The sequence below is a fragment of the Pseudomonas sp. 30_B genome, from assembly GCF_017491605.1.
Lineage (GTDB): Bacteria > Pseudomonadota > Gammaproteobacteria > Pseudomonadales > Pseudomonadaceae > Pseudomonas.
The window spans coordinates 1-245 of record NZ_JAFGYY010000478.1; the positions used below are offsets into that span (position 1 = coordinate 1).

A 245-nucleotide genomic window follows, 5' to 3' on the forward strand; every position below is an offset into this window, starting at 1 on the left:
AGTTCTTCTCGTTGCGGAACGGGGTGGTGGCCGCATCCGGCCAGGACCACTGGTTCGGGCCGTTGTCGGTGGTGTAGACGACGATGGTGTTGTCGGCGATCTTCAGGTCGTCCACCGCCTTGAGCAGTTTGCCGACGTCGCCGTCGTGTTCGAGCATGCCGTCGGCGTACTCGTTGCCGGGCATGCCGCTCTGGCCCTTCATCGAGTCGCGCACGTGGGTGAAGAGGTGCATGCGCGTGGTATTC

1 protein-coding gene is annotated in these 245 nt (G+C 63.7%); it reads right to left on the reverse strand.

Annotated elements, in window-relative coordinates:
* Positions 1-245: sulfatase-like hydrolase/transferase (locus J5M67_RS29170; RefSeq protein WP_207888753.1), on the reverse strand; the 245-nt coding region annotated here is incomplete at both ends.